Consider the following 8,168-nt stretch of genomic DNA (forward strand, 5'->3'; position numbering starts at 1 on the left):
GCCGCGGTGCGCGGCGGCGCCAACACCTGGATGCAGGGACTGGGCCCGGTGGCCAACGTCAATGTCAACGTCAACCAGAACATCGCCCAGCTGCAGAGCATCAACGTCAACACGCTCAACAACGTCGGCGTGATCGGCTCCGGCCTCGGACTGGCAATCGATGTCAATCCTTCGCAATGGGCTGCTACCCACGCCAAGGTCTGAGCGATGCCCGCGGCCGCGGAGGCAGCACCCGTGGCCTATACTGACCAGGACGGTGCCGCGGCCGCAAGGCTGCTCCGTCCGGCGAAGGCCGGCCCAGCCGGCCTTCGCACCCTGCAGGAGGAAGTCATGGCCGTTATCGTCATCAAGGATTTGCCGGACAACGTGGATCTCGACAGGGAAGCCATGGCGGCGATCACAGGCGGCGCGAGAACCCGCGCCGGTCATGCATGGCCGGTGCGCAGGGCCGGGGCGAGCCTGCGCGTCATCAGCTATCCGGGGGGCTTTCCAGGCCAGCCGCTGGCAGCCGCGCACGTGCGGCCGGCCGGGGACATCAAGCGCGGCAAGTAGAACGAAGAGCGCAAGGCAGCGATAACCTGCCCTCCCGCCCGCTGCCCCGTCGGCAGCGGGCGTCAGCATTTGCGCGGCAGCATTGCATGTCGCGCGCCGCCGGCGCTCAGCGCGGCGCGTTGCGCTCGATCCAGCCCGCGAACGTGTCCAGGAACTTGCCGAGGAGGCCGCGCGTGTATTCATTGGCAATGCCGCCCTGCGCGTCGAACAGCTTGTCGACACCGCTGAGATAGACCTCGGGCTGCTGCAGTACCGGTATGTTGAGGAACACCAGCGACTGGCGCAGGTGGTGGTTGGCGCCGAAGCCGCCCACGGCACCCGGCGAGGCACTGATCACGCCGCCCGGCTTGCCGTCCCAGACGCTCTGCCCATAGGGGCGCGAGCCCACGTCGATCGCATTCTTGAGCGCCGCCGGCACCGAGCKGTTGTATTCCGGCGTGACKAACAGCACGGCGTCGGCGCGGCGGATGCGGTCACGGAATGCCACCCATGGCGCKGGCGGGCTGGTGTCTTCATCCTGGTTGTAGAGCGGCAACTGGCCGATCTCCACGATCTCGAGCTTGAGCCCTGCGGGCGCCATCGCGGCCAGCGCGACGGCCAGCTTGCGATTGAAGGACTCCTTGCGCAGGCTGCCTACCAGTACGGCTACATCACGGGGATTGCTCATCGCGATTCCTTTCACGTTCACGGCATGATGGTGTCGGAGTGATGCTGGTCGGACCCGGAGGCCGCAGGCAGCACGGCATGCCCGCGGCGGGTCCAGTCGTCACTCTAATCCAATTGCGCGAAAAGGAACCGCCCGGCGCCCTGCTACAGCGCCGCGAGCGGATGCTCGCCATGCGCCCACGGGCTGTCGAAGAAGGCGCGCACGCGATCGCGCTGCACTTCGTCCAGGCGCGGCGGCTGCCACTTGGGCGCGTGGTCCTTGTCGACCGCCAGCGCGCGGATGCCTTCCACGCCGTCGCCGTGGCGGAACACGTAGTACATCATGTCCAGCTCCATGCGCAGTTCGTCCTCCAGCGTCATGGTGCGGGCACGGCGGACCTGCTCGAGCGTGACGTTGAGCATCAGCGGCGAGCGGCTGCGCAGCATGGCGGCGGTCTGCGCGGCCCAGTCGGTGCCGGCGTCGCTCACCGCTGCCACGATATCGCTCACCGACGCGCCGGCGAACAGGCGGTCGATGTCGTCTTGCAGCGATGCGAGCTGGCTCCGGTCCGGCTGGCATGCGTCGCGGTGCGCGGCGGTGGCGGCATCGATGCAGGCCAGCACGGCGTCGCCGTCGGCGAACTGGCGCGCGCGCAGCGTGTCGACCAGTTCGGCCAGGGCGTTGCCGGGCAGGTAGGCGTCGGCCAGGCCGGCATGCAATGCGTCCGCGGCATGGATCATCGCGCCGGTCAGGCCCAGGTATTCGCCGATGCGGCCTGGCGTGCGCGACAGGAACCAGCCGCCGCCCACGTCGGGGAACAGTCCGATATTGGTTTCCGGCATCGCCATCTTGGTCCGCTCGGTCACCAGGCGGCGGCGCGCGCCCTGCGAGATGCCCATGCCGCCGCCCATCACCACGCCGTCCATCAGCGCGATATAGGGCTTGGCATAGCGGTGGATCAGGTGGTTGAGCGCGTATTCCTCGACGAAGAACTGGTCGAGCGTGGTGTCGCCGGCCAGCGCTGCCTTGTGGAAGAAGCGGATGTCGCCGCCCGCGCAGAAGGCCTTGCCGCCCGCGCCGGCGATCACCACGGCCGCGACTTCGGGCGCCACGGCCCATGCGTTGAGCGCCCCGGTGATGGCGCGAATCATCTCGAGCGAAAGCGCGTTGAGCGCTTGCGGGCGGTTCAGCGTCAGGTAGCCGATGCCGCCCCGGATCTCGCTGGTGACCAGGTCTGTCATTGTCTCTATCTCCACGAATGCAACCCTCGACTTTACACCAGCAGGGGTGCGCGGGCGTGCCGCACCAGGCGCTTTGCGCCGCGTTCAGGCCACGCGGAAAGCCGCCATCAGGCCGGTCAGCCGCTGCGCCTGGTCATCGAGCGACGCCGCGGCCGCCGCCGCCTGCTCGACCAGCGCGGCGTTCTGCTGGGTCATGCCATCCATCTGCGCGACCGCCTGGTTGACCTGCTCGATACCGCGCGACTGTTCGTCGGAGGCTGCGCTGATGCCGCCCATGATGCCGCTCACGCGCCGCACCGCCCCCACCATCTCCTCCATCACCTGCCCCGCCTGGCCCACCAGTTCGCCGCCGGCACGCACGCGCGACACCGAATCGCCGATCAGCGCGCGGATCTCCTTCGAGGCCCCCGCGCAGCGCTGCGAGAGATCGCGCACGTCGCCGGCCACCACCGCGAAGCCGCGGCCGTGCGCGCCCGCGCGCGCGGCTTCCACCKCGGCGTTGAGCGCGAGGATATTGGTCTGGAAAGCGATTTTCTCGATCACGTCGATGATGTCGACGATCTTGTTGGCGCTGGCGTCGATGGCCTGCATGGTGTCCACCACGCGCGCCACCGCTGCGCTGCCGCGCTCGGCCAGGCCCGTGGCATCGCTGGCCAGCGCGTTCGCCTCGCGCGCGCTGTCGGCGTTCTGGCGCACGGTGCCGGTGAGTTCTTCCATGCTGGAGGCCGTCTCCTCCAGCGAAGCCRCCTGCTGCTCGGTGCGCTGCGAGAGATCGCCGTTGCCGCTGGCGATCTGCCTGCTGGCCGCMGCGATGGCATCCGCGCCACCGCGCACCTCGGCCACCATCGTGGCCAGGCTGGCCTGCATGCGGCCCAGCACCGCAAGCATGCGGCCGGTCTCGCTGCGCTCGTCCTGCGCGTGGGCATCGGCGTGCGCCGCACGGCCCGCGGAGAAATCGCCGGCGGCCATCCGCTCGAAGCGCGCCACGGCGACGTCCAGCGGCCCGACGATGGAGCGGCGCAGGCGCCAGGCCACCACCGTGCTGAAGCACAATCCCAGCGCCAGCGCGCCGAGCGACAGGGTGCGCAGCATGATGTAGCGGTCCTGCGATTCCTGGTAGACCGCCTGCGCGCTGGCGAGCTGCAGCTTGCCCAGCTCCGTGTTGACGGCAGTGAAGGCAATATCGAGCCTGGGAATGGTATCGAGCACGAAGCCCATCACGGCTTCGCGGTCGCCGCGCTGCAGCGCGGCGACCATCGGTGACACGCCCTGGCCAAACAGCGCCTCGCGCTTGGCCGCGACATCGTCGGCGGCCTTGGCCTCGCCGGCGGCGCGCGGCAGCGCCAGGTAAGCCTTCCAGGCCACGTCGGACTGGCGCGCGAAGCCTTCGGCCAGGGCGGCGCGGGCGCGCGCATCGGCGGGGTCGGTGGCGAAGGTGGCCTGGTCCAGCAGCACGCGCACCAGCAACTGGTTGGAGCGCGCCTCGGCCAGGCTGACCGCGGCGGCAAGCTGGTGCTGGTAGATCTGCCGCGTGKCGTCGTTGCTGCGGGACATGCCCAGCCAGCCCACGCTGCCGACAATCAGCAGCAGCGCATTGGCGACGATGGTAAGGATCCACAATCTGGATCCGATGGAAGTGTTGCGAAACATGATGGCTCCCCGTTGTGATCTGGCTCTGGCGCGGCTGGCTTGCGCTCGTGTCCGGCGCTGCGTGCGGCCCTGGGTGCGCCCCTGGGCGCGKCCCCTTGTGCGCCCCGAATCCAGCCGCCCTGCTATCAACGGCGCTCGCGGTCGTTCCTGAATCCGCGCGCGGAGATATTCAGTCCTGCAGAATCGTCAGCAATCGGGAGGACGGGTGCCGACTGCCGCAGGTGCCGAAGAGAGGCGTATGCTGTCCCCGCACGGCCCGCTCGCCGGCGTCCGCGAAGGCACCGGACGAGCGTATAGAGGATGCCCTCCAGGAAAAAACGCCCGAAACCGGCAACACTTGACGGATGACACAGTCGACCATCGATCCCGGCCTGATCCTGCTGGCGTTTGCGCCGGTGTTCCTGCTCACCATCGGGGCGGAAGCCTGGTACTGGGTGCGGCGMGACCCGTCCGTCTACAGCCTGCGCGACAGCGCCTCGAACGCGGCGCTGGCGCTGATGCACCAGGCGTCGGATGCGTTCTTCCTGTGGCTGATGGTGCGTACCGTCTATGGCTGGTGCTACCAGCACGGGCTGCAGGCGGTGCCGCAGACGTGGTGGTCCTTCCTGCTCCTGCTGCTGTTGCAGGATTTCCTCTACTACTGGTTCCACCGCGCCAGCCACCGCGTGCGCTGGATGTGGGCTTCGCATGTCACGCACCACTCATCGGAAGGCATGAATTTCTCGACCGCCTTCCGCCAGAGCCTGACCTACCCGCTCTCCGGCATGTGGCTGTTCTGGATCCCGCTGGCGCTGATCGGCTTCACGCCAGACTGGGTGATCCTGGCGGTAGGGCTGAACCTGGCCTTCCAGTTCTTCGTCCATACGCGCCTGKGCAGGCGCTGGCATCGCATCGAATGGCTGCTCAACACACCCTCGGTCCACCGTGTGCACCACGCCAGGAACCCGCAGTACATCGACCGCAACTATGCCGGCGTGCTGACCGTGTGGGACCGCCTGTTCGGGTCGTTCGTGCCGGAGGAGGACGCGCCCGACTACGGCATCACGCGCCGCATCGCCAGCCACAATCCGATCACCCTGACCTTCCACGAATGGCGCGACATGTTCGCCGATGCATGGCGCCACCGCGACCCGCGCCACCTGTGGATGCCGCCCGAATGGCGCAACCCGCGCGAGGCTGTGGCGACCGGTCCGGCGCGAGGCGCCGGGGCGCTGGCCGGCGAACGGGGCTCCGACGCCTGAGCCTTATCGCGCGGGCTGACGCCGGACAACAAAAAACCGCGCTCGAGGCGCGGTTTTTTGTTGCGGCAAAGCTGCGGCGAAGGCGCTCAGACGCTTTCGCGCGAAGCACGCTTGCGTTCGTGCTCCTTCAGGTGGCGCTTGCGCAGGCGGATGCTCTTCGGCGTGATTTCGACCAGCTCGTCGTCGGAGATGAATTCCACCGCGTATTCCAGCGACATCTGGATCGGCGTGACCAGGCGCACGGCTTCGTCGGTACCCGAGGCACGCACGTTGGTGAGCTGCTTGCCCTTGATCGGGTTCACGACCAGGTCGTTGTCGCGGCTATGGATGCCGATGATCATGCCTTCGTACAGCGCATCGCCCGGCTTGACGAACATGCGGCCGCGGTCCTGCAGCTTCCACAACGCGTAGGCCACGGCGTCGCCGTCGTCCTGCGAGATCAGCACGCCGTTGTGGCGCTCACCCAGGCCGCCTTCGCGCAGCGGCGCGTAGTCGTCGAAGATGTGGCTGATCAGGCCGGTGCCGCGCGTCAGCGTCAGGAACTCGCCCTGGAAGCCGATCAGGCCACGGGCCGGAACGCGGTATTCCAGGCGGGTGCGGCCCTTGCCGTCCGACGCCATGTCGAGCAGTTCGCCCTTGCGGCGGCCCAGCTCTTCCATCACGCTGCCCTGGTGGCCGTCTTCGACGTCCACGGTCAGCAGTTCATACGGCTCGTGCTTGACGCCGTCGATTTCCTTGAACACCACGCGCGGACGGGACACGGCCAGCTCGTAGCCTTCGCGGCGCATGTTTTCCAGCAGGATGGTCAGGTGCAGCTCGCCGCGGCCCGACACTTCGAAGATGGTGTCGTCGCCGGTTTCCTGCACGCGCAGGGCCACGTTCGACTTCAGCTCGCGGTCCAGGCGCTCGCGCAGCTGGCGGCTGGTCACGAACTTGCCTTCACGGCCCGCCAGCGGCGAGGTGTTSACGCAGAAGTTCATGGTCAGCGTGGGCTCGTCCACCTTCAGCATCGGCAGCGCGTCCTGGGCGTCCGGCGAGCACACCGTGCAGCCGATACCCAGTTCTTCGATACCGTTGATCAGCACGATGTCGCCGGCTTCGGCTTCKGGCACGATCTCGCGCTCGAGACCCTGGAACTTCAGCACCTKGTTGATGCGGCCCTTGATCGGGTTGCCCTCGGGACCGAACTTGACCACCACGTCCTGCAGCGCGCGCGCACGGCCGCGCGAGATGCGGCCGACGCCGATCTTGCCGACATAGCTGGAGTAGTCCAGCGAGATGATCTGCAGCTGCAGCGGACCGTCCGGGTTGTCGTCGCGCACCGGCACCTTGGCCAGCACGGTCTCKAACAGCGGCTTCATGTCGCCTTCGCGCACATCGTCGGTCAGGCCGGCATAGCCGTTCAGGCCGGATGCGTAGATCACCGGGAAGTCGAGCTGCTCGTCGGTGGCGCCGAGCTTGTCGAACAGGTCGAAAGTCTGGTTGATCACCCATTCCGGACGCGCGCCGGGGCGGTCGACCTTGTTGATCACCACGATGGGCTTGAGGCCCAGCGCCAGCGCCTTGCGCGTCACGAAGCGCGTCTGCGGCATCGGGCCTTCGACGGCATCGACCAGCAGCAGCACGCCGTCGACCATCGACAGCACGCGCTCCACCTCACCGCCGAAGTCGGCGTGGCCGGGGGTATCGACGATATTGATGTGGGTGCCGTCGTATTCGACAGCGCAATTCTTCGCCAGGATGGTGATCCCGCGTTCCTTTTCGATGTMGTTCGAATCCATCACGCGCTCGACCATTTGCTGGTTGTCGCGGAAGGTCCCTGCCTGGCGCAGGAGTTGGTCGACCAGAGTGGTCTTGCCATGATCGACGTGGGCGATGATGGCGATATTGCGGATGGCGCGGGTCATTGCAGCGTCTCGCTTGTGGGGCTGAGCATCAAAAGATAACCCGAGATTATAGCATGTTGCGGCGCAAAACCCGAGTCCGACGTTGGTATTCCCCGTCAGGTGGTGCGCAGGAGACAAAGCGTCCGCAAACCACGATTGTTGCGAATATCGCAATAGCAAATTGCCAACCTTGCGATTTGATAACCGTGAACATATAGTTGTCACGGCAAACATTGCAGCGACAAGCACCTGCCAGACATGTCCGAGCAGAACCGGCCCGACCTCCAGAATCACCCCGCCTCCTTCGATACCCACCCTTTCGACCCGGCCGAATACCGCATGGGCGAAAGCATGGGCTACCTGCTTGCGCGCGCCAAGAGCGTGCTCGCGCACGAGGTCGAGCAGGAGGTCAACGGCCTGGACATMACCCATGCGCAGGCCACCTGCCTGATGATGCTGGCGGCCGGGCGCGGCAACACGGTCACGGACCTGGGCCGCGAACTCAGCACCGACATGGGCTCGGTCACGCGCCTGCTCGGCCGCATGGAAAAGCGCGGCCTGATCGAGCGCCAGCGCAGCGACGCCGACCGCCGCGTGGTGGATGTATCGATCACCCCCAGCGGGCGGGCGCTGCTCGAAGCGCTGCCGGGCATCTACTGCCGCGTGCTGAACCGGCATTTCCGGGATTTCTCGGAAGCGGAACTGCAGACCTTCCGCTCGATGCTGCACCGGATCATCGGCAACAACAGCGGGTAGGCGCGGCGCAGGCGAGCCACGGTCAGGCTCTCACGCCGGCTCGATTCACGTTCTTCCACGATAAAAGCAACATTGACGCTCTCTCGCAGGGCACCGAGATGAACCAAGCACCCTCCTCCTTTTCCGCACTGTCGCCGCGCGCGCGCGCGGCCGGCCGCCGCACCGGCGCGCTGGCGCTGAGCGCGCTGGCCGCCGC

The 8,168-nt window shown here is 67.3% G+C and carries 8 protein-coding genes; 4 read left to right on the forward strand and 4 right to left on the reverse strand.

The window, feature by feature from the left end:
* Both AC1DKV_RS39585 and AC1DKV_RS39590 read left to right on the forward strand, forming a co-directional pair.
* A partial coding sequence (locus AC1DKV_RS39585) for a hypothetical protein (protein WP_477139642.1) occupies positions 1–204 on the forward strand: 204 nt, incomplete at its 5' end.
* 126 nt (positions 205–330) lie between these two features.
* Complete coding sequence (locus tag AC1DKV_RS39590) at positions 331–552, forward strand: hypothetical protein (protein ID WP_441623865.1); 222 nt, start codon at positions 331–333, stop codon at positions 550–552.
* A gap of 106 nt (positions 553–658) precedes the next feature.
* Here AC1DKV_RS39590 and AC1DKV_RS39595 read toward each other — a convergent pair whose 3' ends face one another.
* The 3 genes from AC1DKV_RS39595 to AC1DKV_RS39605 all read right to left on the reverse strand — a co-directional run bounded on the left by AC1DKV_RS39595 (position 659) and on the right by AC1DKV_RS39605 (position 4,089).
* Positions 659–1,219 (reverse strand): NADPH-dependent FMN reductase, encoded by a 561-nt coding sequence (locus AC1DKV_RS39595; RefSeq protein ID WP_477139643.1) that lies wholly within the window; start codon positions 1,217–1,219, stop codon positions 659–661.
* A gap of 143 nt (positions 1,220–1,362) precedes the next feature.
* Positions 1,363–2,439, reverse strand: coding sequence for an enoyl-CoA hydratase/isomerase family protein (locus AC1DKV_RS39600; protein WP_441623868.1), 1,077 nt, complete (start codon positions 2,437–2,439; stop codon positions 1,363–1,365).
* Between the two features lie 84 nt (positions 2,440–2,523).
* Positions 2,524–4,089 carry a methyl-accepting chemotaxis protein gene (locus AC1DKV_RS39605; protein ID WP_477139644.1) on the reverse strand — a complete coding sequence of 522 codons (1,566 nt, stop codon included), beginning with the start codon at positions 4,087–4,089 and terminating at the stop codon, positions 2,524–2,526.
* A gap of 344 nt (positions 4,090–4,433) precedes the next feature.
* On the opposite strand from AC1DKV_RS39605, the gene AC1DKV_RS39610 reads away from it, so the two are divergent.
* Positions 4,434–5,330, forward strand: coding sequence for a sterol desaturase family protein (locus AC1DKV_RS39610; RefSeq protein WP_477139645.1), 897 nt, complete (start codon positions 4,434–4,436; stop codon positions 5,328–5,330).
* An 86-nt stretch (positions 5,331–5,416) separates the two neighbouring features.
* Here the strand turns inward: AC1DKV_RS39610 and typA are convergent, their stop codons facing one another.
* Positions 5,417–7,237: a translational GTPase TypA gene (typA, locus tag AC1DKV_RS39615; RefSeq protein ID WP_477139646.1), complete on the reverse strand. Its 1,821-nt coding sequence runs from the start codon at positions 7,235–7,237 to the stop codon at positions 5,417–5,419.
* Between the two features lie 237 nt (positions 7,238–7,474).
* Here typA and AC1DKV_RS39620 point away from each other — a divergent pair, with 237 nt between their 5' ends.
* A complete protein-coding gene (locus AC1DKV_RS39620; protein WP_441623874.1) occupies positions 7,475–7,972 on the forward strand; it encodes a MarR family winged helix-turn-helix transcriptional regulator in 498 nt (165 codons plus the stop codon).
* Positions 7,973–8,168 lie beyond the last annotated feature (196 nt).

The sequence above is a fragment of the Cupriavidus sp. 05T41 genome (genome assembly GCF_056396525.1).

Bases quoted from the DNA above. Each gene is read 5' to 3' on its own strand.
- AC1DKV_RS39590 (WP_441623865.1), top strand. From the start codon at position 331: ATGGCCGTTATCGTCATCAAGGATTTGCCGGACAACGTGGATCTCGAC.
- AC1DKV_RS39600 (WP_441623868.1), bottom strand. From the start codon at position 2,439: ATGACAGACCTGGTCACCAGCGAGATCCGGGGCGGCATCGGCTACCTG.